Below are 23,604 nucleotides of genomic sequence, written 5' to 3' on the forward strand. Positions count from 1 at the left end.
AAACATTTAGCTTTACAGCGTGTTGAATGGTTAGCCTTTTAACTTTATTTAACATCAACATGTTACAATTATTATATGGGTATTGAAATAGAACGGAAATTTTTGGTTGATCATGAAAAATGGCAACAGCTTATAAAACCACAGGGTAAGGCTTACAAGCAAGGCTATTTATTGAACGATGAAAAACGCACTGTAAGGGTTCGTGTTGCTGATGATGTAGCTTATATTACTTTAAAAGGCAGCACAACAGGTATTAGCCGCAGCGAGTTTGAATATACCATACCGGTTAACGAAGGGGAGGAGATATTGAAAAATATGGCAACCTCGTTTATAGAGAAAATGCGCTATAATATTGATTATGCCGGTAATGTTTGGGAGGTAGATGTATTTACGGGCGATAACCAGGGTTTAATAGTTGCCGAGATAGAATTGAAACACGAAAACCAGGAATTTGAGAAGCCCGAATGGGTAAAAAATGAAGTAAGCGACGATCATCGCTACTTAAACGCATGCCTTTCTGTTAATCCTTTTAAGAATTGGGCATAAAAAAGCCTGTTTATGTAAACAGGCTTTTTTATGTATGTTGGTTTTATTTACCAGCCAGAACCTTTTTTAGCATTACCATTTTTGATATGCTCTTCGGCGGTAGCTTTGCCCATTATAGCAGCCATTTTATTACCTTCTGCGTCTTTACCAGTAGCAATGTAACGGCCTGATTTAATGTCGATAATAGGGTCGAGCATTGGAACATTTTTAGTTTTTGTTTTCACTGAGTAGGCGGTGATTCCACCATTTGAAGCTGCTGCCATGATAAGTTTTTTTTAGTGTTTTTAAGTTTAAACTATAATTGATAATAATTGTTTTACTACCGGCTTTATTATTTCTTTAATTATTGCAGGTAATTGTTTCAATAATGCTGGCAATATATGTATTTATACTTAACTAACAAATTTTATAGATTGTTCTATATTTTTTGAAGTAATTAATGAATATATAGCCGAATCAAGGAATTTTCCGTCAAAAAAATAGTTCTCTTTATAGTAACCCTCGCGCGCAAAGCCGTTTTTCTCTAACAGCTTTATTGATGCCCGGTTGTCCGGATTAACGTTTGCTTCTATAAAACAAGGCTATCAACCGTAATAATTACAAACCGAACTTTTTGTGTTAATAATTGTAGTGATACCAGTAAACAATAAATTAAAAAGCATGAAACCATACATATTAATATGTGCGTTAGCATTAGCCTCATGTGCAGGTAATGGAACAAAGAATAGTGGTGATACCTTAGCGGGAGGGAATGCCGGCGAAGATACATCGAAAGCGACTGCTTTGAACACACCGGCCCAAAATATGGAATATTGTTTTATACATACCGATGGCATAAACGGGCAGGATACAACGGCTGTTCACCTAGTAATTAATGCCAATAAGGTAAGCGGCGATATGAGCTGGTTGCCTAAAGAAAAAGACAGGCGTAAAGGTACATTAGCAGGTATGCTTAATGGTGATAAAATAAAAGCGGTTTGGAGCTTCATGCAGGAAGGTATGAAAGATACCCTTGCTGTTGAATTTAAATTATCGGCACAGGAGCTTGCCCAAAAGCCCATGAACCTGAATGTAGCTACAGGCCGCGAACAGGTAAATACCAACGCAGATTACTCAGTTATTTATAAACTGGATAATTGCGAAAAGTTTAAATCTAATAAATAATGCCCCGCTGTTTTACTGCAGGACCATGCTGAATATTAACTCTTAATATTCAGCAGCGTATATTTTATTGCAGTAAATAATACCAATGCTTATTGGTAATAATTGATACTGCCTTGTTTACTAATTAATCGGCGGTTGCAATGTCAGATTTTGGCCTTGAAGAATCTTTAACGGCGAAAGTTGAATTGTCTGATTTTATTTTTTCTTCGGCTTTGCTGTTGTTACGGGTTAAAGAAAATGCTGTAACGGCTGATACTAAAATTAATGCTGCTGCGATGATGAACTTTTTCATGATGTTGTTTTTAAATATTTTTAATTATGAATTATGATGTTGTTGTGTATGTTTCAGATATTAATTAGTCTGCAGTACCTACGTCTTTTTTAGTGTCTGCAGTACCTACGTCTTTTTTGGTATCGGCGGTGCCTACGTCTTTTTTAGTGTCGGCAGTACCTACGTCTTTTTTAGTGGTTGAAGCTTTTTTAGGAGCAGGTGCAGCAGCATTTACATTGATTGATAAAATTCCTGTGCTCAATATTAGTGCTATGGCGATGATTGATTTTTTCATGATTGTTATTTAAAATATGGGTTATATATGTTGATTGATTTGTTGTGTGTTGATTTAATTAGTCGGCAGTACCTACGTCTTTTTTAGTGTCGGCAGTACCTACATCTTTTTTGGTATCAGCGGTACCTACGTCTTTCTTGGTATCGGCAGTACCTACATCTTTTTTAGTGGTCGAAGCTTTTTTAGGAGCAGTTGCAGCAGCATTTACATTGATTGATAAAATTCCTGTGCTTAATATTAGTGCTATAGCGATGATTGATTTTTTCATGATTGTTATTTAAAATATGGGTTATATATATGTTGACTGATTTGTTGGGTGTTGATTTAATTAGTCGGCTGTGCCTACGTCTTTTTTGGTGTCAGCAGTACCTACATCTTTTTTGGTATCGGCGGTGCCTACGTCTTTCTTGGTATCGGCAGTGCCTACATCTTTTTTAGTGGTTGATGATTTTCTTGGAGTGGTATCACGTTTTGCAGTGATTGTAGTTGATGCTGATAAAACTCCTGTGCTTAGTATAAGTGCTATGGCGATGATTGATTTTTTCATGATTGTTATTTAATGTGTTTTGGGGATGATTAATGTGAATTTTTTAGTTTGTTGATATAATTAGTCGGCAGTGCCTACGTCTTTTTTAGTGCCGGTTGATGCAGTGTTCTTTTTCAGGTCAGCAGTGCCTACATCTTTTTTGGTATCGGCAGTACCTACATCTTTTTTAGTAAATGATTTACTTGGGCTGGTATCGCGTTTTGCAATGATTGTAGTTGATGCTGATAAAACGCCTGTGCTTAGTATAAGCACGATTGCAATGATTGATTTTTTCATGATCTTATTTTTAAAGATGTTTTGGGGATGGTTAATATGAATTTTTTTAGTTTGTTGATGTTAATTAGTCGGCAGTGCCTACGTCTTTTTTAGTGCCGGTTGATGCAGTGTTCTTTTTCAGGTCAGCAGTGCCTACATCTTTTTTGGTATCGGCAGTACCTACATCTTTTTTAGTAAATGATTTACTTGGGCTGGTATCGCGTTTTGCAATGATTGTAGTTGATGCTGATAAAACGCCTGTGCTTAGTATAAGCGCGATTGCAATGATTGATTTTTTCATGATCTTATTTTTAAAAATGTTTTGGGGATGGTTAATATGAATTTTTTAGTGTGTTGATATAATTAATCGGCAGTGCCTACGTCTTTTTTAGTTGATATAGTACTGCGCTCAAGCGTTGCAGTGTTTTTAACAGTGCTTTGTTTAGTGCATGATGGTAAAATGCCTGTGCTAAGAATTAATAATGCTGCTACTATGGTTATCTTTTTCATGATTTTGAATATTTTATTGTGAAATGGTTAATGTTTATAAATGAATTAATCGGCAGTGCCAATGTCTTTTTTAGTTGATATTGTACTGCGCTCAAGGGTTGCAGTTGTTTTAACAGTGGCTTGTTTGGTGCATGATGGTAAAATGCCGGTGCTAAGAATTAATAATGCTGCTACTATGGTTATCTTTTTCATGATTAATTTGGTTATTTTAATATCTGTTTATGTAGGGTTAGTCTGCGGTGCCAATATCTTTACGAATACCTATCGTGCTTTGTAAGATAACATCAATGGTAGTTTTAACACGGGTTTGTTTCATGCATGATGTTAATATGCCTGCGAATACAAAAAGTGAGGCAAAAAAGATTTTTTTCATAATAGTTATGAATTAAGTTTCCGATTAAGTTTCCGATAAAATTAATGTTTCAGCAAATGGGAAGTATACATTTGAGCGAACAACTTTGGATACAAGTTGTAACCTTTGGTTTATAATTTCATTTGGCAGATTATATTATTTTAGTTAAACAATAATGCTAAGTTAATAGTTATAACTTATTAACAATCAATTATTTAACGCCACAAATATAAATATGTTTTTCAATTTTCGGGGAATATTTTTAAATAAACTTTAATGACCTTTTTTACAAAATTTTTCCAAACGTTCATACTTACTATTTATTTCATAACTTTCCCCTTAATTCAACGTATAGAGTTCTAATGAAAAAATTGTATACTTTTTTATTTTTATTGCTTGTTCTGCAATCTGTATACGCCAAGGGATATGAGGTTGTTGCCGCTGATACAAATGAAGTAAAAAAGCTAAATACCCGTGCTTACGATAACCGCTTAACCAATCCGCAGCAAACAGTGGCAGATGCAACAGCAGCATTGGCCATTGCAGAAAAGCTGCCATATAAAAAATTCATAGGCGAATCTTACCGGATAAAAGGCATTGGTAACTATTATTTAAACCAATCCAGAGACGCCATTGACGATTATTTGAAAGCGTTAAATGTGTTCAGAGAAATAAAAGACCTGCGTAGCGAGGCCAAGGTCAATAACAACATTGGTAACCTGTACCTTGATAGCGATTATGGTAAGGCCTTAGAGTACTTAAATTCATCATTAAAAATTGCCCAGCGATTATCAGATCAGCAACTTATAGGCTCGTCATACCTTAATATTGGTAACGTTTATTATCGTAAAAAAAGCTTTTACCAGGCGTTGTCATATTATGATAAGGGTAACGCAATTTTTATTGCCATAAAAGATTCGGTTAACCTGATCCAGGCCCTGCAAAACCGTGGTGTTATTTACTTTAACATCAACCAGTTTGATATTGCAGAAAAACTTTTATTAGCTGCCAACAAAGCGGCCAAAGAACGTGACCTTAACAAACCTGTAGCCAGCACAAACCTTACACTGGCATCATTATACATTGCCCAAAACCGCTTTGAGGATGCAGAAAGAATAGTGCAGGAAGGGCAGGCTTATTCAAAAGCGGTAAAAGACGAGAAGCTGGAATCTGATTACAACTACACCATTTATCAGTTAGAGCTAAAGCGGAAAAATTATGAGCGTGCTTTACACTACCTGCAATTGATCTTCAGGCAGGATAGTACTATCCATATCTCAAATGAGTCAACTCAGATAAACATTATACAGGAACAGTTTAAACAGGAAGCTAAACAGAGGGAAAATGATTTAATTTTCCAACGCCAGCAAAACGACAGGATAAAGTTTTGGGCGGTAACCGTGGTGGCCGGCTTATTACTGGTAGTGATAGCCCTATTGGTGAACAATGTAAAACGTAAAACCATAACTAATACACAACTTACCGAGCTGAATGCAGAAGTATCCCGACAGAAGGATAACCTTGACCGTATTAATCATCACCTGGAAGAAATTATAGATGAGCGTACCAAAGATCTGCAGATAAAGAATAAAAAGCTCTCAGAGTATTCATCATACCTGTCACATCAAATTCGGGGGCCAATTGCCACCTTACGCGGATTAATGAACCTTGAAAAAGAAGGTTTGGTTGATGAAAAGGAATGTATTAATATGATGGATAAATGCGTATCTGATATTGATCAGAAAATAATTGAAATGAGCGAAATGCTTAATGATACCAGCAAAACGGTATTCTAACAATTTTGCTGGCTAGTTTGGGAATGTACTGTGTATCTGCGCTTCAAACAAGCCTAAATAAACACAGTATCTTGATATCATTTGCAAAATAAGCAGTTGCCTGTGCCTTTTATATCCTTCGGTTTCAAAAGCAAGGGTCTCATTACCGGAGGTAACAAAAAACCTTACCTCACCTCTTGATGGCTTAAACCTTGACTTTAGCAGATCATACGCCTTAACTTTCAATTTACTGCCCGGATCATGAATGGTTCCATCGCGCAGCACATCGGCATTTGAAATTGATATCATGTAGTTTGACATAGTACAATATTTTTGTACTGATGGCATTACAATTATAAATCCAAAAACTTAATCTGTGCGATTTATATCAATTTTAGATAATCAACAAAGAAACAAGCATTAAATTTTCATTTCATTTAAAAATATTAAATGAGGGTAAATTTGGCGGTTCTGCAAAAAAAGTCACCTGTTGCAATTAATGAACAGTAAGGCTATAAACTAAAGCGCTACGTGGTTTTTGCTTAGCAATTCTTCATAAAGTAATATCACTTTACGTTGCAGGTTGGTGATCTCGGTTTCTCTGTCAATCAGCTTTTTCTGAATGATGGTAAGGTTGGCGTTTTGTGAGCTTGGTTCTTCAACATATTCTAACGAAAGAAGGTTTACTACACTAACCTCAAAGATATTGGCTATCTGCTCAAGGCGTGATAAATTAATGTCGGTAACACCTGTTTCAATTTTTGAAAAAGCGGGGATAGAAATACCAAGGCGATTGGCTACATCTTCCTGGCTCCAGTTGTGCTCGTGGCGTAATGTGCGGATGTTTTTTCCGGCAGATTTGTTGGTTTTTTTCTTAATTACTTCGGTCATCATGTACATAATAAATTAATTAAAGGGAAATGGGGCATTAACTATTAGCCAAATTAAGTGCCATCATGTTAATTCGGCTTAATTAAGCCGAATTAACATATAGTTAAAGTTTGGGGAGGGGGAAATTGTGGAATTTCTTCTACAAGAAGGGGAAAATATTTTATTCAATCCCGGTAATTATGCTCAGTTTAGCAAATTTTAACAGTAGCTGTTTCTGGCCAATTTCTTTAAAGAAAATAGTTGCTTTAACGTCCGGTTTATTGCCTTCAAGGTTTAGCACTTTACCAAAACCAAAACGCTCATGTTCTACCTGCATACCTACCTGCAGGTTTGATGTATCTGATGGTTTAAAACCGGCTGAAGGTACATGCGCCTTAGCCAGTATAGATGTTGTTTTAACAGGCGGGGCAGTGGCCGCTTTAGGTTTTGAAAACGTATCCGCCTTGCGGCTCCATGCACCACGTTCATCATCAAATGAACTGGTTCCGGGTGCTGGTTTAGCTGTAAAATCAAGCTCAAGGTACTTTGCGTCAATCTCATCCAAGAAGCGGCTCGGCTCACAACTTATCAGCGTGCCAAATTTAAAACGCGAAGTAGCATAGCTGATGGTTAGCTTATATTCTGCACGGGTTATGGCCACATAAAACAACCGGCGTTCTTCTTCCAGGTCGCTGCGGGAGTTAAGCGACATTTGCGATGGGAACAGGTTTTCTTCCAGCCCTACAATGTGCACTTGCGGAAATTCAAGTCCTTTTGAAGAGTGAATGGTCATCAATGATACTGTGTCAGCATCCTTGTCTTTATCCTTATCATCGTTGGTTAAAAGGGCCACATCCTGCATAAATACGTCCAGGCCTTTTTCTTCAATATCTTCTCTTTCAGAGAACTCTTTTATGCCGTTAAGTAACTCTTGTATATTTTCGTAACGGTTAAGTCCTTCAACAGATTTGTCCTCATATAAATCCTTAAGCAAACCAGAATGTTGCGCGATATGTAATGCGGCTTCATAGGCAGTTAAAGTTTTGGTGAGTACCTGAAAGCTCTGGATCATAGCCGCGAAAGCGTTTAACGATGCCGGCGCTTTCTCTATATATCTGTTCGCTTCTATTATCACCTCAAAAGGTGTAATTGAATTTTTATCCGCGGCTACAATAATCCTGTCAACCGTTGTATCACCAATCCCACGTTTGGGGTAATTGATCACACGTTTAAGTGCCTCTTCATCATTAGGGTTAAACGTAAGCCTGAAATAAGCGATCAGGTCCTTTATTTCTTTACGCTGATAAAAAGACAGGCCCCCGTATATTTTATAAGGGATCCCGTTTTTACGCAAAGCCTCCTCCATTGAACGCGACTGCGCATTGGTACGGTAAAGGATAGCAAAATCATGCCATTTTAGGCCATTTGTACTGCGCTGCTGCATAATGGCATCGGCCACCAGCTTACCTTCTTCATTATCGCTAAAGGCGCGCATTATTTTTATTTTGTCGCCGGTTTCCTTTTCAGAAAAAACATTCTTTTTAAGCTGTTCTTTATTGTTGGCTATAACACTGTTGGCAACATTTACAATATTTTGAGTGGAACGATAGTTCTGTTCCAGCTTAAATATCTTCAGGTCGGGATAATCCTTCTCAAAATTGAGAATGTTTTGGATTGTGGCGCCACGGAAAGCGTAGATGCTTTGTGCGTCATCTCCAACAACGCAAAGGTTCTCATACACAGCGGCCAACCGTTTTACGATCATGTATTGTGAGTAATTTGTATCCTGGTACTCATCAACCATAACATACTTAAATTTGTGCTGATATTTATTCAGTACATCCGGGTGATCTCTTAATAACTGATTGGTTTTAAAGAGCAAATCATCAAAGTCCATAGCACCGGCACGGTAACAGCGTTGTGCATAAGTTTCATATATTTTTCCAATCAATGGGCGTTTCCCTGAATCGTCGTCGGCCTGTATCTGTGCATTGTTTTGATATTCAGCCGGAGTAAGTAAGCTACTTTTTGCTGCCGAAATTCGGTTGAGTACAAAGTTTACGCTGTACAACTTATCATCAAGCTGCATTTCTTTTAAAATGGCGCGCAATACACTTTTACTATCATCTGTATCGTATATTGTGAAGTTGCTTTGGTAACCAATACGGGTAGCCTCAACTCTTAGTAACTTGGCAAAAACCGAGTGGAAGGTACCCATCCATATGTTTTTGGCTTCGGGGCCGCAAATATGATTGATACGCTCACGCATTTCGCGGGCGGCCTTGTTGGTAAATGTAAGTACCAGTATATTAAATGAGTCTACACCGCTGCGAATAAGGTGCGCAACCCTGTAAGTAATAACACGTGTTTTACCTGAACCCGCACCGGCAATAATCATTACCGGACCCTTTATTTGCAATACAGCGGCCTTTTGCTCGGGATTTAACCCCTCTAAATAATCCAAATCCTGTTCCTCTTTTCTTGTACTGCGAAATTAAATTTTTTAGCACGAAACACGAAGCGATAATGCATTTAATAAAGGGAAATGATTTGCACATCATTAAAACAATTAACAATTTAGCCAATTATCTAAGTACAAAATAACTTGTATGAACCAGCTCGCTAATTCCACTTCGCCCTATTTATTACAGCATGCCGGTAACCCGGTTAACTGGTACCCCTGGGGGCCGGAAGCGTTGGCAAAAGCTAAAGCCGAGAACAAGTTGATATTGGTGAGCATTGGTTATTCGGCATGCCACTGGTGCCACGTAATGGAGCATGAAAGCTTTGAGGATGAGGCCGTGGCGGCAGTAATGAACGAGTATTTTGTTTGCATAAAAGTAGACCGGGAAGAACGCCCCGATGTTGACCAGATCTATATGAGCGCCGTGCAGTTAATGAGTGGCAGAGGAGGCTGGCCGCTGAATTGTATTTGCCTGCCAGACCAGCGGCCTATTTATGGCGGTACTTACTTTCGTAAAAACGATTGGACATCGCTGCTGTTTAACCTGGCCGATTTTTATAAAACCAAGCCCGAAGAAGCCGAAGATTATGCCGTGCGCTTAACTGATGGCATTAAACAATATGAATCTGTAGCTTTTGTAAAAGAGCAGCCCGAATATACCAAAGCCGACCTGGAGGTGATAATGAATACCTGGCGCAAGTATATTGACCCTATTGAAGGTGGTTTTGGAGGAGCACCAAAATTCCCGATGCCCACTAACACATTGTTTTTAATGCGTTATGCTTTTTTAATGAAGGATGCAGGTATTGCAGACAATGTAAAGCTTACCCTCAAGAAAATGGCTTTTGGCGGCATCTATGACCATATTGGCGGTGGCTTTGCCCGCTATGCGGTTGATGGTGTTTGGCACGTACCGCATTTTGAAAAGATGTTGTATGACAATGCCCAGCTGGTTAGCCTGTATTCCGAAGCGTACACATGGAACCCTGATCCGCTTTATAAAACCGTTACAGACGAGATAATAACTTTTATCAACAGGGAATTAACATCGCCGGAAAATGGCTTTTATTCTGCATTGGATGCCGATAGCGAGGGTAAGGAGGGCAAGTTTTACATCTTCACCAAAGCCGGGATAGAGGACATTTTAGGCGAGGATGCCGACCTGTTTAATATTTATTACCATGTAACTGAAGATGGTAACTGGGAGGAGGAACAATCTAACGTTTTCTTCCGTAGGGAGAGCGATAAGGAATTGGCGGATAAGCTTGGCCTATCTGCAGATGAATTGATAAGCAGGGTAAATGCATTCCGCCAAAAGGTTTTAGAGGCCCGAAGCAAACGCGTAAGACCAGGACTGGATAACAAAATACTGGCATCATGGAACGGTTTAATGCTTAAGGGGTTATGTGAGGCTTACCGTGCTTTTAACAAAGCGGAGTATTTGGAACTGGCTTTGAAAAACGCTGGGTTTATTACGGATAATTTATTGTCAGGTGCTAAAGTAAGGCGCGTTTATAAAAACTCCCTCTCCTTTGGAGAGGGTTGGGGTGAGGCTACTTTTTTAGATGATTACGCAAATGTAATTGATGGTTTTATTGCCTTATATGAAGTTACTTTTGATGAAGTATGGATCATACAAGCTCAAAAACTGGCTGATTATGCTTTGGCTCATTATTATGACCAGGCAGGCGGCGTATTCTTTTATACAGCAGATAATGATGAGCAGCTCATTGCCCGCAAATCTGAAATTATGGATGGAGTGATCCCTTCATCAAATTCGGTGATGGCGAATAACCTTAAAAAGCTTGGGCTATTCTTTGATAATGAGGGTTATACGGAGATATCAGCGCAGTTGCTGCGTAACATAGTTCCGCACCTGGCTAAGTACAGCACAGCCTATTCTAACTGGACAATGCTGCTGCTTAATGAGGTATTTGGCACCTATGAGGTGGCCGTTACCGGTAACAATGCTGAAACATTCCGCAAAGAAATGGAACAAATTTACATTCCTAATAAAATTATCTTGGGTGGTAAAGATGGAAGTTTACCTTTGCTGGCTGAAAAATTTGATAACGATACCCGGATATTTGTTTGCAGGGATAAAACCTGCGGATTACCGGCTTACAATATCACAGACGCATTAAAACAAATAAATAACTGATTCCTTATATATTAAAAACGAGTATTGAACCGCGTCCGCGAATACTATTGGATGTAATTTCATGATCTTAAAAACAAAAATTAAATGAAAATTGAACCACAACATGTAGTATCATTAACATACGATCTGTATGTTAAGCAGGAGGACGGAACCGAAGGCCTGGCAGAAAGCGCAACACAAGAGCAACCGTTAACTTTTTTATTTGGTGCAGGCCAAATGATACCAAAATTTGAAGAGAACTTAAGTACCCTTTCAACAGGAGATACCTATGATTTTGTTATATCGGCACAAGAAGGTTATGGCGAATTTGATGAAGAAGCTGTAGCTAATTTGCCTTTAGAAATGTTTAAAGGGGCTGATACACCGCAAATTGGCGAAGTATTACCTTTGCAGGATAACAACGGCAACCGTTTTCAGGGCCAGGTAGTATCAGTTACCGAAGATTCGGTGATTGTTGATTTGAACCACCCAATGGCAGGCCAGGAATTGCACTTTAAGGGTGAGATACTGAACGTTCGCCCGGCCACTCCTGAAGAGCTTTCACATGGCCACGCACATGGCCCGGATGGCCACCATGCTCACTAAAAAATCACAGAATAACACAAAAAAGCGCAGATTTCTGCGCTTTTTTGCTGTTTATAGCCGTTAAAAGCAAGCAATATCGCAGTGTGTTTTCAAGCGGTTAATCAAAATCCAAATGGCCGGAATTGGTCACATAACATTGAATTACCACCCGGGATGAAATTGGTTCGCCGTTTAATGTGGCAGGGATAAATACCATGTCTTCCTCGTTTGGTAAATTTATATTCATGTTAATGGTTCTCTTAAAATTTACCGCGTTTAGGTGCACCTTATAATCGGCAAGGCGGCCATAGGGGCTTATCAATAATTCAACCACTGCCGAGAACAGATCGTAATTAATATCCCTAAGATCTTTAGGAACGGTAAACAAATTTAAATAGGGCAGGTACCCATAATACCGCCCGCCTACTTTTACCGGTTTGGTTACTTTGCTGGTACTGTCCAGTTGTTTATCAACAAAATATCTTAAGCTTGATGAGGTATCTTCCTTTGCCTCAAACAGCAACTGCTTTTTGGTATAATCATATATTTGCATTGCCTGCCCCTGTTGGTCGTAAAAGCGCCAAACACCTGTCTTTTTATCGTTTTCGAACATGCCTGTAGCTACCACGAGTTTCTTTTTAAACACAGCCTGATACAAGCCCTGTTTAGTGTACTTGTTACTCGCCAGTACCTTGTATATTTCCGAAACATTGTCGGTCAGTCTGTTTTTTTTGTCGACAGTTTCCTGGGCAAAGCAGCTGGCGGTTAATATTATCGCTGTAAAAAAGAAAAAGAAACGTTTTAACATTATATTATTACTCAGGTTGATCAAAATATTCAATTGCCGGGTTGATGCTTTTTAATTCGGCTACAAATTCCGCTTTATTTTCAGGTGAGACAATTACCGAATCGAATTTGTTGTAAAATATTTCAATCCTGTCTAAAGATAAAGCCGGCGAACTCATTATGGTACGGGTCTTTTTAATTTTTTTAATAGTTTCAATCTCAATAGATGTATTAATAATTAACCCGCTTTTTACTTTAAGCGTACCATTGTTATTGGCGATGGCATAATAAGTATTAAAAAATATCGGGAAAAAAATAACACCTGTTATTGCCAGGCACAATAAACCCGGAATGTACTGGCCTGTAGCTATATAAACTATTTCAATAGCCAATAGTATAATGAGGGGAATGTAAATTACAAAACCCTTTTTTGACTTGTAGATATGCACCGCGTTATCCATGCTGTAAATCTATAAAATTTTAGCCTCTTCGACCACCGCCACCGCCACCTCTTCGGCCACCCCCGCCACCCCCGCCGGGCCTTCCGCCTTGCCGGCCTGCGAATTTTTGCAGCCTTAAGGTAAAGCTCAGCATAAAATACCTGCCCAGCCTGTTGGTGCGGGTGTCAATTATCTGGTTGCCGGCAACGGTACGGCTAACACCGGTATTCTGGTTAAAAATATCAAAGGCCTGGAAACGCAATGATGCAATATTTTTTGGCAGGAACTGATATTCTACATAGGAGGTAAGCAGGGTAGGGTTAGCCTTAACCGTACTACTGAAACCCTTGTTAATGGTTTGGGTAAGTGTGTACCCAAGTATAAGGTTGTTAAAAAAGTAATTCCTGCCGTCTAAACCCAACGTCCAGGTTTTGGCATCGGTATTTATGGACGATGGCAGGCTGTAACTGGTTGTGTTATAGCTGTAGTTGCCACTTATTTCAGTATCCATAAGGCTGTCAATATCAACCCGCAACTTAGCCCCCTGGTTAAAAACCCAGTTCTTGCCAATGTTACGTTCATCCTCAATAAAAGAAACGTTGTTGTTAAAGTTTGCACCACCATTAAAAGTTACTGTGTATTTGCGGTTGGCAAACGGTTTGGAGAAAGCGTAATTACCATTGGCCGAATAAAAGCCGTCGGTGTTTAAATACCTTGTTTCCTGCACGGTATTATTTTTGCCAGATGCGACGCTTGTATTGTCTGTTATGGGTTTGCTGTTGCTTACAATTTTATTTGATGTGGAAGTGAACGACAGGTTTGTGAATAACGAATTGCCGCTGGCTATATCAAACTGGTTGTATCGCAGGCTAACGTTGTTGCTGAATTCGGGTTTCAGATCGGGGTTACCATAAACACGGTTTTGAGGGTTAGAGAAATCGGGCTGGATCTGCAGCTGCATAAAACCGGGCTGATTATTGGTGCCGGTGTAATTGATATTAAGCGAATGGTTTTTAGCAAAATTATAAACAAACCGTGCCGTTGGGATATAATTGAACGTATGAGTTGATATACTGAAATTATTGCGCGATTGGCCGTTCAGTTGCACTGGCTGTACCGCAAGGCCCACGGTATAATTATACTTGGTTTTAATACCACGCAGGTTTAACCCAAACTTATCTGTAATGAACTGATAGTTATATACCGTACTTAATGAGTCTACAAAGTTTTGTATGCCTGTAACCGGGTCTATCCGGTAGTTATCGCGTTCGTTGTCGGTATTAGAATAATTGTGGGCATAGTTGGCTTCCAGGTAAGTGCTTTTGCCAATGGGCTCGGTATAAGATACAGAAACATTGGCCCTTGTAGCGTTATTATTGGTGTTAACCTGCTGGAAAAGCTTGGTTGTTACCGTATCCTGGTTGGTTGTATACTGATCGTTTAAATCCTGGGTGCTTTTGGAATAATTTATACTGGTATTAATGCTTAGGTTACGGCCCTTTTTATGAAACTTATGATTGTACAAAAAGCTTACCCCTCCGCTTGGCGCGCTGGAATTTGTTAAGGCCAGTTCATTACCTGTTATAAAGGTGCCGTTACGCGAGTTGCTAAAAATATCGGTGTTATTATCGTTTGACGAATTGTATGAAAAATTGGGGTTTATCTTCAAATAATTGGCGGTATCAATGCGGTACTCAATATTAAAATCAAACCGGTGGTTTAAGTTGTGGGTCCTATCGGTGCTGTTATCGTTGTTGATGAGCGTACCCGACTGAAACAGGTTTTGCTCAGTAGATGTGCTGGTACTGTATCTGTCCCTGTCGGCAAAGCTGTAGCTGCCATAGGCAGTGATTTTTTTACCCCATTCATCCCGATAGTTAAACCCTATGGAACGATTGGTAGTAATGCCGTTTGCCGTGCTTATACCCGTGCCGGATGTGTTGCCGCCGCCACCACGACCCCCGCGCCCTCCGCCGCCGCCACCCGTAGCGAGGTTAAACGAGTTGGAGTTGGTATTGTTAATGGTGCCAATAACACCAATTTGCCGGTCTTCCTTAAATGCATTTGCAGATATCCGCGCAATATACCGGTCATCATTACCGGCGCCAATGGTTCCCTGTCCAAATTTGCCAGTGCGTTTCCCTTTTTGTATGGTAATATTCAGGATCTTTTCGGGGTCGCCGGTTTTAATGCCGGTAAGATTGGCCTGGTCGCCATAATCATCAATTACCTGTATGTTCTCTACAATATCTGCAGGCAGGTTTTGTGTGGCTGTTTGCACATCGCCTGTAAAATAATTTTTGCCGTTAACCCGTACTTTGGTTACCTGCTTGCCGTGGGCGGTAACGTTACCATCCTTATCAACAGAAACCCCCGGCAGCTTTTTAAGCAGGTCTTCAACCGGCGAACCTTCGCGCACCTTGTAAGCGGCCGCTTTATATTCAACCGTATCTTCTTTTATGGTGATGGGGTTAATAGCTGTAATGTGTACCAGGTTGAGTAAGTTGATCTGTATTTTAAGTTTAATGGGATCAAGCTTTATGGGTTTAGTGTCGTTATCCATTGTGTAACGCTTGGTTACTGCCTGGTAACCCAAACCGGTTGCGGTAAGTTTAAAATTTTTGGATTGCACCGCCGGGAACTGGAACACCCCTTTTGTATCTGTAGCCACAATAACACTGTCTTTATCTGATATTAGTTTAACGTTAATGCCCGGCAAAGCGCCCAGGCTATCGGTTACGGTTCCGCTAACGGCGCGCGGCTGCTGGGCAAATACCTGCTGCAAGAGCAAAAAACTTAAGAGTGTAAGGAATAAGGGTTTTGTCATGCCAATTGTGGTTTCAGCTAATGACGATGAATGTAGGAGGAAGTTTAATTAAAATATGTATGTCATATAATTGTTGCAATAGGGGTAGTAATTTGCGATTTTACTCACCGACTACGCTGCACTGGTCGCCCCTCTCTCCGCTTGCGGAGAGAGGGGCGACCAGTGCAGTTAAAACCCTCTTTGCGCAGCAGAGAAGGTGGTCGGGCGGAGCAAAGACCGGGTGAGTTAAATATGCAATATGTTCCTCTGATATTCAAATAGTTATATATTTGAACATATATTATGTAACATAATAATATTATTATCGTATATCATCTAAACCTGTCACAATATGAAACAACCTTACCCGATTATGCGGCTTTTTGCCGTTTTTCTTATAGTGGTGATTGCATGCTGTATCCACAGTTGCAAAAAAGATAACCAGCTGATTGAAAGTAGTATTATAGCAACAGACAATACCGCGGTTGAAATACGCGAATGGCTTTCTGTTCAAAAAGGTGACAGCGTTGCTGTTAAAAACATTATTATTTCCGCACAATGGAATAAAGCCCGCAGCATTGGCGCCGATAGCAGCGTTTACCAGTTAGTGCCGTTAAGCATCATTAACACGATTAAGTTTGAGGCTGATAAAAAGATACAACGCTATTTGGTATTACAGCGGCAGCAAGGTGCTGTTACAGGCGGTTACATTTATGAAACGTTTGGCAACCCCGATGACCTGGTCAAAAACGAAAATGAACTGATTGCCGGTTTTGCCAGTAAAAAGCTAAACTTTGGGTTTACCGGCAATTTGACCAAATTTACGCTCAACGGAGTATTAGATGAATCAAACAACTACGAGAATGGCATTTTAAAGCAGTATCGTAAACTATATAAAACAAATGCGAGACCTTCAAAAGTTATCCAAACAACGGATAAGAAGGTTGCTTCAATTACCTGTATTGATTGGTATTGGATAACAGACTATACCGATGGCACTCAAACGGTTGAATATTTGGGAAGAACTTGTGATTGTGGTGATGGACATCAAACTACCGCTATACGCGATACAAAAGGCGTTATGACTGTTAAACTTTTTTGTAATAGTGATGGCGGATCATCCGATGATGGCCCGTGCCCGCCGCAAACATCGCAGTCCATCCGTAATGGGAAGGTATTTTTAACGGTAAAGCCATCTTGTGCGACCGATAGACCTGGTATATTTGGTCTTAATAATTCAAATGCAGTAGTTCCGTTTGATAAATTTAGCGCACTAAAATCGTATGCTGAAAGCATTGGGCTAACGGTATATACTGCATACAGCAGCTACGCTACTGATAATTATGGTAATACTTATCCTGGCCAAATAACAGAAATAAGAGATGCAGGTGGCAATATAGTGTCCTGCTATTTTGCTCCTGCCAATAACAACGGGCCTTTTAGCACAAATTTTGTATATAACTTGGGCACCGGGGGACCGGCAGGTGACAGCAACCCTAATAATAATTTTTACAACTACGGAGATTTTAATTTTGGCACACCAGTAACAGGGGCTTTCATTTATGGGCCACCTGAATCTGGAAGCGGCAGTAGTAGTAGTGTTGCGACAAGTTATCTGATTCAATATTTACAAATAACGGACGCTGCTAAACAGGTGTTTTTGCAAAATAACAATGCGATAGTTGCTGAGTTTATCAAATATTTGCTTAACAGTGGTTACACTCAAGAAAGTAAAGACTTAATTAATTGGTCGGTAAATTATCTGTATTCTAATCCGGAGACCACTATTGATGTCTTTACAAATCAATTTTTAACGGCTGTTGAAGGGCCTGATGGTGACTATGATGCATCTTACTGGGATAATCCCAATTTGAGTTTTCCGCAACAGGCATTACCCACTTGGTCTAATTTTAAAGCTGCATTTCCTTTAAATAGTGACCCTTTATATGATACGCCTCAAAAAATGTATAATTCGATTGGAGGCGTAGTAGCAACTATTTATGTCGGCCCTAATACTAATACTTGTGCAGTAAGGATGTCAAAAGCATTGAATTACTCTGGGGTTATAATACCAAATATACCTGGTCAAACGTTCCCTGGCACTGACGGGAAATATTATTTCAAAGCAGCTTATCAGATAAATAAATGGATGAGGTTAACATTCGGAACAAACGATGGAGATCCTAAGACACCTTTTAATGCAAAGCATCATCATTATACCGCAAATCAAGCAGGTGCTAAAGGCATAAATCTACCAGGACTACTTACAGGAAAAAAAGGAATATACTCACTTTACTCAAGCAATTTTACATGGGCTTCCGGTCATGCTGATATGCTTAACACCGACGCAACTTGCGGAAACGCATGTCACTTTGATGGTCCTATTCTTTATATTGATATTTGGGAGTTAGAATAAATTTTATGAAGAACAAAATTTTAATGTTAATCGCTTTAACAGTTATTTTAGGCTGTTCACCTACAGCTTATCCAAAGTTTGATTACAATAATGGACCTAATCCGTGGGTGAATGCTTTTAAAGATCAGGTGTTTTTTGCTTCTTTACGTGAAAGCTATAAAAACGACACAATTTTTAGCCTGATTGAAAGAAAAGATGCTCTTAACCCATATGATGGGTTAAGTTTAGAAGCATTACAAAAAGCTAAACAGTTGGGGAAAGACCTTGTGAAAAAAATGCCCCCCCCAGCAATGTGTGATGGCTGTACTGCTGGAATGAATTACTATATGGCTAATGCCTTACATTATTATAACAGCAGAGATTTAGATTCAATTGCAAAATCGGAATATAAGAAATATCAGCGAACTGAAATTAAGTAATATCCCAGCTACGCTCCAGCCAGCGCCAGGCGGGGAAGTTTAATTAAAATATAGTTGTTGCAATAGGTAAGGTAGTTGGCCGGTAAGTGATTTCTTAGCCATAAGTAAATAAAACGGCATACTTTTCTGTTCCAATCAATACAGTTTTAAAGGAATTAAATAAATTTCTTAGTAGTTAATATTATGCCCATGCATCCTTATCGGAATACATGGGTATTCTTTTTCACAACATTGCCAATCAAAAGCCTATTCACACTAAAAAGTTGATTTAGTGCTTTGTTTAATAAAAAGATTTAAAATTGTTTGCTCCTGATGCATAAGACATTACAATGACAATTTAATTATTTATTAAATTTCTTAACGTTTCTGGGAAACATTTGACTACCTTTATTCCGTCCCCATGAACTAATTAAACCTAATTGATTAATTAATCTCCCGATACTAATGGCATTTATACACAATGTGCTTGAGGAACCTTCTTATGGATGGAAGGATGAGAATGGTAACCTCTCAAAGCCCACACAGGGCCAGATAATAAACGAATTTCTTTCCCGGATAAACGTATTTAAAAGCAAAAAAAATTGGCTGTCTTTTACAAGCTGGCTAATGGTTTTATGCCTGGCACCTTTCCTGATGCTGTTTATTTTTAAATATTTTACCATAACCGGATTGATCATCGCTTTCCTTTACAGTATGGTGGTTATGGGCAGTCATGGTACTGTTTGGTACCACAGGTATTGTACCCATGGTGCATACAAGTTCAGCAATAACTTTTGGCGCTTCTTTACCCAAAACCTTACCCTTAAAATTATTCCCGAAGAGATCTATGCTATTTCGCACCATGTGCACCATGCATTGTCTGATACCCCCGGCGATCCTTACAACGCCCAGGGCGGCTTTTTATACTGCTTTTTGGCCGATGCTAATCATCAGCCAATAAACCGCAATATGAACGAGAAGGGGTATAACCGCTGCGTTACTTTAATGAAACATACCGGCGTTACCGCAAATACTTATGCTCAGTATCAAAAATATGGTTCGGTGGCAAACCCGTTTCGCACCATACTTGGTGTAGTGTTAAACTGGAGTTTTTGGTTTGGCGCGTTTTACTTACTGGGCGGTATTGGCCTGGCCTGCGCTATCTTTGGTTCGGCGGCTGTTTGGGCTGTAGGTGTGCGTACCTTTAATTATGAAGGCCACGGTAAAGGCGAAGATAAACGCCAGGACGGTGTTGATTATAACCGTAAGGATATGTCAATAAACCAGCTTTGGCCGGGTATTGTGGCCGGCGAATGGCACAATAATCACCACTTGTTCCCTAAAAGCGCGCGTTCGGGCTTTAAAGCTTACCAGGTTGATACGGCATGGTACTATATTAAGTTTATGAGCATGATTGGCGCGGTTAGCCACTATAAAGATTCAAAAGCGCAGTTTTTAAAAGAATATGTTAAACCCGCGTTAAAAATTGAAAAAGTTTTTTGCCCGGTTACAGGTAAGCAGATCTTTGCTACCGAGTAAAATTAACTAACATGATATTGCCTGCCAAAAGCAGGCGGCTAAATAAAAAGGGACGCGAAAGTGTCCCTTTTTATTTAAAGCTATTTTTAAGATGCAGGTATAACGGCGAGCCCCAACATAGTAAAAAGGCCTACATCATTAATACAACAAGCATACTTTTTATCTAAAAAGCAATTTTTAGGGGCACTTTTTAAAAATGAATAATTAACTTAGTACACCAATTACTTAAGTAGCCTGATAAGTAACCTAAATTGTATCACCAATTATTAACCAAAAGAACTGATGTTTAAGAAACTGACCTGTGTTTTTATTGTCGTGCTAACGTCTCTTGCGTTCATAAATAGCGGCTATGCTCAAAGTAATCCGTTAGGGATTTTTGAAGGGAATACTGATATAGGTGTAATAAAACATAAAGGGAGTGTTGTGTATGATGCCAAATTGCAGCAATATGAAGCAATAGGCTCAGGTGCTGATATGTGGAATGATCATGACGAATTTCATTTCGTTTGGAAAAAAATGAAAGGCGACTTCCTGCTTCGTACCAATGCTGCTTTTATAGGCAACAACGGCGAACCTAACCGCAAATATGGTTTAATGGTTAGGAGTAACCTTAAAACAAACTCGGCACATGTAAACATTATGGTACATGGTAATGGAATAACTGCTGTGCAGTATCGTAAGGTAAGCGGCGGCGAAACAGTACATCAACAAACGCCTGTTATATCGGCCGGTGTTTTACAGTTAGAAAGAAAAGGCAATACTTATTATATATCTGTAGCGCGTAAAGGTGATGTATTTGCACCCGAAGAAAAGATAGACCTTGATTTGGGCGATGATGTGTATGTGGGTATTTATGTTTGCGCCCATAACGCCGATCTTACCCAAAAAGCAGTGTTTAATAATGTGCGTATTGTAAAACCTGCGCCTGCCACCTTAGTGCCTTATAAACAATATTTAGGCAGCAGTATTGAGCTACTTGATATGCAAACCCACAACAGCAGGATAGTTTACCAGTCGCCAAAATCATTACAGGCGCCTAACTGGATGGTTGATGGCAAATCGTTAATTTACAACAGCGAAGGTTTATTATATAAATTCAACATTGCTACAAGTACGCCGGTTGTTTTAAACACAGCCCCGGCTAAAAATAATAATAACGACCATGTGCTGTCATTTGATGGCAAAATGCTCACCATTAGCAGTGGCGATGGCGGCCCTTCAATTGGCTATGTTGTGCCTGTTACAGGTGGCGAGGCACGTATGGTTACAAAAAAAGGAGTAGGTGCATCGTACATGCATGGCTGGTCTCCTGATGGTAAATACCTGGTTTTTTGCGGCGAACGCAATAATGAGTATGACGTTTACCGCATCCCTGCCGCCGGTGGTGCAGAAGAAAGGCTGACCAACACGCCCGGTTTGGATGACGGCCCGGAATATACGCCGGATGGTAAATACATTTACTTTAATTCGGTGCGGTCTGGCCTGATGCAGGTTTGGCGCATGAAAGCCGATGGCAGCGAACAAACGCAGATAACCAATGATGATTATAATAACTGGTTCCCGCATGTATCGCCTGATGGTAAATGGATAGTTTACATCACCTTTCTGAAAAGCGAGGTTGCTCCCGGTGATCATCCGTTCTATAAGCATGTATATATAAGGGTGATGCCGGCTGGTGGCGGCCCTTCAAAAGTGGTAGCCTATTTATATGGCGGCCAGGGTACTATCAACACACCGTCATGGTCGCCGGATAGTAAGCACATTGCTTTTGTAAGCAATTCAGATCTATTATTCCCAATATTTCCAATAGCAAAAAACTAAATCTCAATAAAAAATGAATTCATCTCGCAGAAATTTCCTTATTAACAGCGCAGTCGCGGTCTCAGCGGCAGCCCTGATGCCCGAAAATTTATTTGCCGCGGCAAAAATACAAAGAGTAGGCTTGCAGCTTTATTCGGTACGTGATGCAATGAAAATAGATCCGGCAGGTACATTAAAAAAACTTGCAGATATGGGTTACATATATGTGGAGCATGCCAATTATATAAACCGTAAGTTTTATGGATATACCCCTGCCGAATTCAAAAAACTATTGAATGATCTAGGCCTGGTAATGCCAAGCGGCCATACCGTAATGACCGCGCAGCACTGGGATACCGCCACAAATGATTTTACCGATGCCTGGAAATATACAGTAGAAGACGCCGCGTTTATGGGTCAAAAATATGTTATAAGCCCCTGGCTGGATGAAAAAGTACGTACAGACAAGGATGCACTAAAACGTGCCATGGAACAGTTTAATAAGAGTGGTGAGCTTTGTAAAAAATCGGGTATGAAATTCGGTTATCATAATCACGATTTTGAATTTACTACCATGGTTGATGGCATAAGGCTTTTTGATTATATACTGCAAAACACAGATCCTACATTGGTTGCACAGCAACTGGATATTGGTAATATGTACGGCCGCGAAAACTCAGCTATCTCACTTATAAAGAAGTATCCGGGCCGTTTTGAGCTGTTGCATGTTAAAGACGAAATAAAAAGCGCCGGTAAAACCGAAGGTACAGGTTACGAAAGTACCATACTGGGCAAAGGGGTATTGCCGGTTAAAGATGTATTAAAAGAAGCCAAAAAAACCGGCGGAACAGTCCATCTGATAATAGAGCAGGAGTCTTACCAGGGTATTGATCCCTTAGACTGTGTAAAAATTGATTTACAAACCATGAAAAAATGGGGATATTAATAGTTTAAACCTATCTTTCATTTTCGATAATAACTGCCGGGTTTTTACTTGATCATCTATTAACGGCAGTATTTTATAAACCTTTAAATTCCTCTGAAATTGAATTTAAATATGAACAGGCGCATCGCGATAAGGAACATGGCCCTGATATTAGGGAGCGTGGCTGTATTGCCGTCATGCCTTAATGATAAAAAGGGCAAACCTGTTGTTGAATTAAAAACCCTTAAAATTGATGCCGACCAGGAAAACCTGGTAACTAACCTGGCAGAAACCATTTTACCCAAAACAAAAACCCCGGGTGCAAAAGACCTGGGGATAAATTTGTTTATTTTTAAAATGATAGATGATTGCGCTAATAAAGAGCAGCAGGAAACTTTTATGGCGGGTTTAAAAGAGTTTGACGATGCTGTTAATAAACAATACGGCCATTCTTTTAATGAGTGTTCTGTACAGGAACGTACAGCATTTGTTAATACGCTTGAAAAGCAAGGTAAAGATGCCAAAGCCAACAAGGCCAAAAATAACGACGATAAAGGCAAGGAGGCTCCTAAGCTCCTTACTTTTTATCGCATAGTAAAAGGGCAAACTGTATTTGGGTATACAACATCCCAATATTTTATGACAAAGCAAATTGTGTATGAGCTTGTACCGGGCAGGTACAATGCTATGTTCCCGGTTAAAAAAACAGCAGCGGTATAA

The 23,604-nt window shown here is 39.6% G+C and carries 27 protein-coding genes; 11 read left to right on the plus strand and 16 right to left on the minus strand.

Annotation, left to right across the window (positions count from 1 at the left end; genetic code table 11):
* Window positions 1–75 precede the first annotated feature (75 nt).
* The gene (locus WC743_RS21800) at window positions 76–546 is read left to right on the plus strand and encodes a CYTH domain-containing protein (protein WP_373015553.1); all 471 of its coding nucleotides are present in this window, start codon (window positions 76–78) and stop codon (window positions 544–546) included.
* 47 nt (window positions 547–593) lie between these two features.
* Here the strand turns inward: WC743_RS21800 and WC743_RS21805 are convergent, their stop codons facing one another.
* Window positions 594–809 (minus strand): hypothetical protein, encoded by a 216-nt coding sequence (locus WC743_RS21805; RefSeq protein ID WP_373015555.1) that lies wholly within the window; start codon window positions 807–809, stop codon window positions 594–596.
* A gap of 397 nt (window positions 810–1,206) precedes the next feature.
* On the opposite strand from WC743_RS21805, the gene WC743_RS21810 reads away from it, so the two are divergent.
* Complete coding sequence (locus WC743_RS21810) at window positions 1,207–1,710, plus strand: hypothetical protein (RefSeq protein ID WP_373015556.1); 504 nt, start codon at window positions 1,207–1,209, stop codon at window positions 1,708–1,710.
* Between the two features lie 124 nt (window positions 1,711–1,834).
* On the opposite strand, the gene WC743_RS21815 is transcribed toward WC743_RS21810, so the two are convergent.
* The 9 genes from WC743_RS21815 to WC743_RS21855 all read right to left on the minus strand — a co-directional run bounded on the left by WC743_RS21815 (window position 1,835) and on the right by WC743_RS21855 (window position 3,961).
* A complete protein-coding gene (locus WC743_RS21815; protein WP_373015558.1) occupies window positions 1,835–2,002 on the minus strand; it encodes a hypothetical protein in 168 nt (55 codons plus the stop codon).
* Between the two features lie 64 nt (window positions 2,003–2,066).
* Window positions 2,067–2,276 carry a hypothetical protein gene (locus tag WC743_RS21820; protein WP_373015560.1) on the minus strand — a complete coding sequence of 70 codons (210 nt, stop codon included), beginning with the start codon at window positions 2,274–2,276 and terminating at the stop codon, window positions 2,067–2,069.
* A 58-nt stretch (window positions 2,277–2,334) separates the two neighbouring features.
* A complete protein-coding gene (locus tag WC743_RS21825; protein WP_373015562.1) occupies window positions 2,335–2,544 on the minus strand; it encodes a hypothetical protein in 210 nt (69 codons plus the stop codon).
* 60 nt (window positions 2,545–2,604) lie between these two features.
* Window positions 2,605–2,823, minus strand: a complete 219-nt coding sequence (locus WC743_RS21830) for a hypothetical protein (protein ID WP_373015563.1) — start codon at window positions 2,821–2,823, stop codon at window positions 2,605–2,607.
* A 60-nt stretch (window positions 2,824–2,883) separates the two neighbouring features.
* Window positions 2,884–3,099, minus strand: coding sequence for a hypothetical protein (locus tag WC743_RS21835; RefSeq protein ID WP_373015565.1), 216 nt, complete (start codon window positions 3,097–3,099; stop codon window positions 2,884–2,886).
* A gap of 64 nt (window positions 3,100–3,163) precedes the next feature.
* Window positions 3,164–3,379, minus strand: coding sequence for a hypothetical protein (locus WC743_RS21840; protein ID WP_373015567.1), 216 nt, complete (start codon window positions 3,377–3,379; stop codon window positions 3,164–3,166).
* A gap of 62 nt (window positions 3,380–3,441) precedes the next feature.
* A complete protein-coding gene (locus WC743_RS21845; RefSeq protein WP_373015569.1) occupies window positions 3,442–3,588 on the minus strand; it encodes a hypothetical protein in 147 nt (48 codons plus the stop codon).
* A 45-nt stretch (window positions 3,589–3,633) separates the two neighbouring features.
* Window positions 3,634–3,780, minus strand: coding sequence for a hypothetical protein (locus tag WC743_RS21850; RefSeq protein WP_373015571.1), 147 nt, complete (start codon window positions 3,778–3,780; stop codon window positions 3,634–3,636).
* A gap of 37 nt (window positions 3,781–3,817) precedes the next feature.
* Window positions 3,818–3,961: a hypothetical protein gene (locus WC743_RS21855; RefSeq protein ID WP_373015573.1), complete on the minus strand. Its 144-nt coding sequence runs from the start codon at window positions 3,959–3,961 to the stop codon at window positions 3,818–3,820.
* 341 nt (window positions 3,962–4,302) lie between these two features.
* Between WC743_RS21855 and WC743_RS21860 the strand changes: the two genes are divergently transcribed.
* Window positions 4,303–5,736, plus strand: a complete 1,434-nt coding sequence (locus tag WC743_RS21860) for a hypothetical protein (RefSeq protein ID WP_373015575.1) — start codon at window positions 4,303–4,305, stop codon at window positions 5,734–5,736.
* A 12-nt stretch (window positions 5,737–5,748) separates the two neighbouring features.
* Here the strand turns inward: WC743_RS21860 and WC743_RS21865 are convergent, their stop codons facing one another.
* The 3 genes from WC743_RS21865 to WC743_RS21875 all read right to left on the minus strand — a co-directional run bounded on the left by WC743_RS21865 (window position 5,749) and on the right by WC743_RS21875 (window position 9,049).
* The gene (locus WC743_RS21865) at window positions 5,749–6,036 is read right to left on the minus strand and encodes a hypothetical protein (RefSeq protein WP_373015577.1); all 288 of its coding nucleotides are present in this window, start codon (window positions 6,034–6,036) and stop codon (window positions 5,749–5,751) included.
* A gap of 198 nt (window positions 6,037–6,234) precedes the next feature.
* Window positions 6,235–6,609, minus strand: coding sequence for a helix-turn-helix domain-containing protein (locus tag WC743_RS21870; protein ID WP_373015579.1), 375 nt, complete (start codon window positions 6,607–6,609; stop codon window positions 6,235–6,237).
* Between the two features lie 157 nt (window positions 6,610–6,766).
* Window positions 6,767–9,049: an ATP-dependent helicase gene (locus tag WC743_RS21875; RefSeq protein WP_373015581.1), complete on the minus strand. Its 2,283-nt coding sequence runs from the start codon at window positions 9,047–9,049 to the stop codon at window positions 6,767–6,769.
* 145 nt (window positions 9,050–9,194) lie between these two features.
* On the opposite strand from WC743_RS21875, the gene WC743_RS21880 reads away from it, so the two are divergent.
* Window positions 9,195–11,210 (plus strand): thioredoxin domain-containing protein, encoded by a 2,016-nt coding sequence (locus WC743_RS21880; RefSeq protein WP_373015583.1) that lies wholly within the window; start codon window positions 9,195–9,197, stop codon window positions 11,208–11,210.
* 84 nt (window positions 11,211–11,294) lie between these two features.
* A complete protein-coding gene (locus WC743_RS21885; protein WP_373015585.1) occupies window positions 11,295–11,795 on the plus strand; it encodes a peptidylprolyl isomerase in 501 nt (166 codons plus the stop codon).
* 97 nt (window positions 11,796–11,892) lie between these two features.
* Here WC743_RS21885 and WC743_RS21890 read toward each other — a convergent pair whose 3' ends face one another.
* Genes WC743_RS21890 through WC743_RS21900 form a run of 3 tightly spaced genes read right to left on the minus strand, consistent with a single transcriptional unit; the run spans window position 11,893 to window position 15,827 of the window.
* Window positions 11,893–12,582, minus strand: a complete 690-nt coding sequence (locus WC743_RS21890) for a hypothetical protein (RefSeq protein ID WP_373015587.1) — start codon at window positions 12,580–12,582, stop codon at window positions 11,893–11,895.
* 7 nt (window positions 12,583–12,589) lie between these two features.
* Window positions 12,590–13,021 carry a PH domain-containing protein gene (locus WC743_RS21895; RefSeq protein ID WP_373015589.1) on the minus strand — a complete coding sequence of 144 codons (432 nt, stop codon included), beginning with the start codon at window positions 13,019–13,021 and terminating at the stop codon, window positions 12,590–12,592.
* Between the two features lie 19 nt (window positions 13,022–13,040).
* Window positions 13,041–15,827 carry a TonB-dependent receptor domain-containing protein gene (locus tag WC743_RS21900; RefSeq protein WP_373015591.1) on the minus strand — a complete coding sequence of 929 codons (2,787 nt, stop codon included), beginning with the start codon at window positions 15,825–15,827 and terminating at the stop codon, window positions 13,041–13,043.
* Window positions 15,828–16,413: 586 nt separating this feature from the next.
* Between WC743_RS21900 and WC743_RS21905 the strand changes: the two genes are divergently transcribed.
* The 6 genes from WC743_RS21905 to WC743_RS21930 all read left to right on the plus strand — a co-directional run bounded on the left by WC743_RS21905 (window position 16,414) and on the right by WC743_RS21930 (window position 23,604).
* Entirely contained in the window at window positions 16,414–18,222 is a 1,809-nt protein-coding gene (locus tag WC743_RS21905; protein WP_373015593.1) for a T6SS effector amidase Tae4 family protein, read from the plus strand.
* Window positions 18,223–18,227: 5 nt separating this feature from the next.
* Window positions 18,228–18,641, plus strand: a complete 414-nt coding sequence (locus WC743_RS21910; protein ID WP_373015595.1) for a hypothetical protein — start codon at window positions 18,228–18,230, stop codon at window positions 18,639–18,641.
* A gap of 444 nt (window positions 18,642–19,085) precedes the next feature.
* On the plus strand, window positions 19,086–20,159 hold the full coding sequence (locus tag WC743_RS21915; RefSeq protein WP_373015597.1) for a fatty acid desaturase: 1,074 nt from the start codon (window positions 19,086–19,088) through the stop codon (window positions 20,157–20,159).
* 282 nt (window positions 20,160–20,441) lie between these two features.
* Window positions 20,442–21,980, plus strand: coding sequence for a TolB family protein (locus WC743_RS21920; protein WP_373015598.1), 1,539 nt, complete (start codon window positions 20,442–20,444; stop codon window positions 21,978–21,980).
* A gap of 13 nt (window positions 21,981–21,993) precedes the next feature.
* The gene (locus WC743_RS21925; RefSeq protein ID WP_373015600.1) at window positions 21,994–22,905 is read left to right on the plus strand and encodes a sugar phosphate isomerase/epimerase family protein; all 912 of its coding nucleotides are present in this window, start codon (window positions 21,994–21,996) and stop codon (window positions 22,903–22,905) included.
* Between the two features lie 111 nt (window positions 22,906–23,016).
* On the plus strand, window positions 23,017–23,604 hold the full coding sequence (locus tag WC743_RS21930) for a gluconate 2-dehydrogenase subunit 3 family protein (RefSeq protein ID WP_373015602.1): 588 nt from the start codon (window positions 23,017–23,019) through the stop codon (window positions 23,602–23,604).

The organism is Mucilaginibacter sp. (genome assembly GCF_041660805.1).
Lineage (GTDB): Bacteria > Bacteroidota > Bacteroidia > Sphingobacteriales > Sphingobacteriaceae > Mucilaginibacter.

Excerpts from the sequence above, each read along its gene's own strand:
- WC743_RS21800 (WP_373015553.1), top strand. The coding sequence starts at position 76 with ATGGGTATTGAAATAGAACGGAAATTTTTGGTTGATCATGAAAAATGG.
- WC743_RS21805 (WP_373015555.1), bottom strand. The coding sequence starts at position 809 with ATGGCAGCAGCTTCAAATGGTGGAATCACCGCCTACTCAGTGAAAACA.
- WC743_RS21810 (WP_373015556.1), top strand. The coding sequence starts at position 1,207 with ATGAAACCATACATATTAATATGTGCGTTAGCATTAGCCTCATGTGCA.
- WC743_RS21815 (WP_373015558.1), bottom strand. The coding sequence starts at position 2,002 with ATGAAAAAGTTCATCATCGCAGCAGCATTAATTTTAGTATCAGCCGTT.
- WC743_RS21820 (WP_373015560.1), bottom strand. The coding sequence starts at position 2,276 with ATGAAAAAATCAATCATCGCCATAGCACTAATATTGAGCACAGGAATT.
- WC743_RS21825 (WP_373015562.1), bottom strand. The coding sequence starts at position 2,544 with ATGAAAAAATCAATCATCGCTATAGCACTAATATTAAGCACAGGAATT.
- WC743_RS21830 (WP_373015563.1), bottom strand. The coding sequence starts at position 2,823 with ATGAAAAAATCAATCATCGCCATAGCACTTATACTAAGCACAGGAGTT.
- WC743_RS21835 (WP_373015565.1), bottom strand. The coding sequence starts at position 3,099 with ATGAAAAAATCAATCATTGCAATCGTGCTTATACTAAGCACAGGCGTT.
- WC743_RS21840 (WP_373015567.1), bottom strand. The coding sequence starts at position 3,379 with ATGAAAAAATCAATCATTGCAATCGCGCTTATACTAAGCACAGGCGTT.
- WC743_RS21845 (WP_373015569.1), bottom strand. The coding sequence starts at position 3,588 with ATGAAAAAGATAACCATAGTAGCAGCATTATTAATTCTTAGCACAGGC.
- WC743_RS21850 (WP_373015571.1), bottom strand. The coding sequence starts at position 3,780 with ATGAAAAAGATAACCATAGTAGCAGCATTATTAATTCTTAGCACCGGC.
- WC743_RS21855 (WP_373015573.1), bottom strand. The coding sequence starts at position 3,961 with ATGAAAAAAATCTTTTTTGCCTCACTTTTTGTATTCGCAGGCATATTA.
- WC743_RS21860 (WP_373015575.1), top strand. The coding sequence starts at position 4,303 with ATGAAAAAATTGTATACTTTTTTATTTTTATTGCTTGTTCTGCAATCT.
- WC743_RS21865 (WP_373015577.1), bottom strand. The coding sequence starts at position 6,036 with ATGTCAAACTACATGATATCAATTTCAAATGCCGATGTGCTGCGCGAT.
- WC743_RS21870 (WP_373015579.1), bottom strand. The coding sequence starts at position 6,609 with ATGATGACCGAAGTAATTAAGAAAAAAACCAACAAATCTGCCGGAAAA.
- WC743_RS21880 (WP_373015583.1), top strand. The coding sequence starts at position 9,195 with ATGAACCAGCTCGCTAATTCCACTTCGCCCTATTTATTACAGCATGCC.
- WC743_RS21885 (WP_373015585.1), top strand. The coding sequence starts at position 11,295 with ATGAAAATTGAACCACAACATGTAGTATCATTAACATACGATCTGTAT.
- WC743_RS21890 (WP_373015587.1), bottom strand. The coding sequence starts at position 12,582 with ATGTTAAAACGTTTCTTTTTCTTTTTTACAGCGATAATATTAACCGCC.
- WC743_RS21895 (WP_373015589.1), bottom strand. The coding sequence starts at position 13,021 with ATGGATAACGCGGTGCATATCTACAAGTCAAAAAAGGGTTTTGTAATT.
- WC743_RS21900 (WP_373015591.1), bottom strand. The coding sequence starts at position 15,827 with ATGACAAAACCCTTATTCCTTACACTCTTAAGTTTTTTGCTCTTGCAG.
- WC743_RS21910 (WP_373015595.1), top strand. The coding sequence starts at position 18,228 with ATGAAGAACAAAATTTTAATGTTAATCGCTTTAACAGTTATTTTAGGC.
- WC743_RS21915 (WP_373015597.1), top strand. The coding sequence starts at position 19,086 with ATGGCATTTATACACAATGTGCTTGAGGAACCTTCTTATGGATGGAAG.
- WC743_RS21920 (WP_373015598.1), top strand. The coding sequence starts at position 20,442 with ATGTTTAAGAAACTGACCTGTGTTTTTATTGTCGTGCTAACGTCTCTT.
- WC743_RS21925 (WP_373015600.1), top strand. The coding sequence starts at position 21,994 with ATGAATTCATCTCGCAGAAATTTCCTTATTAACAGCGCAGTCGCGGTC.
- WC743_RS21930 (WP_373015602.1), top strand. The coding sequence starts at position 23,017 with ATGAACAGGCGCATCGCGATAAGGAACATGGCCCTGATATTAGGGAGC.